This window comes from Pseudomonas sp. 2822-17 (assembly GCF_002742485.1).
GTDB classification, from domain to species: Bacteria; Pseudomonadota; Gammaproteobacteria; order Pseudomonadales; family Pseudomonadaceae; genus Aquipseudomonas; species Aquipseudomonas cyclaminis.
The window spans coordinates 1-260 of sequence record NZ_LJRZ01000817.1 but is presented as its reverse complement, the minus strand read 5'-3'; the positions used below and the strand labels follow the sequence as shown (position 1 = coordinate 260).

General features: G+C 42.3%; 1 protein-coding gene. It reads right to left on the bottom strand.

What is annotated here, in order from left to right:
* Positions 1-260: ATP-binding cassette domain-containing protein (locus AOA60_RS29390; RefSeq protein WP_143522586.1), on the bottom strand; the 260-nt coding region annotated here is incomplete at both ends.

Sequence of the window (260 nt, the reverse complement as noted above, 5' to 3'; positions counted from 1 at the left end):
CGTGTACAGTACCGTTAAACCTTTCTCTTGATTGAGGTGTCTCACGGTATCAAGGATATGACTCCTAGATTGGGGATCTATGCCAACTGTAGGTTCGTCCATAATAAGCAGCTCTGGTTCATGTAGCATTGCAGCAGCCATGTTTATCCGACGCTGCATGCCACCAGAGTATGTTTTTACAATTTCTTTTTGTCGTTCCTTCAAACCCACAATTTCAAGCACTTCTTGGATTTTAGCCTCAAGTTGTTTCCCTTTTAAAC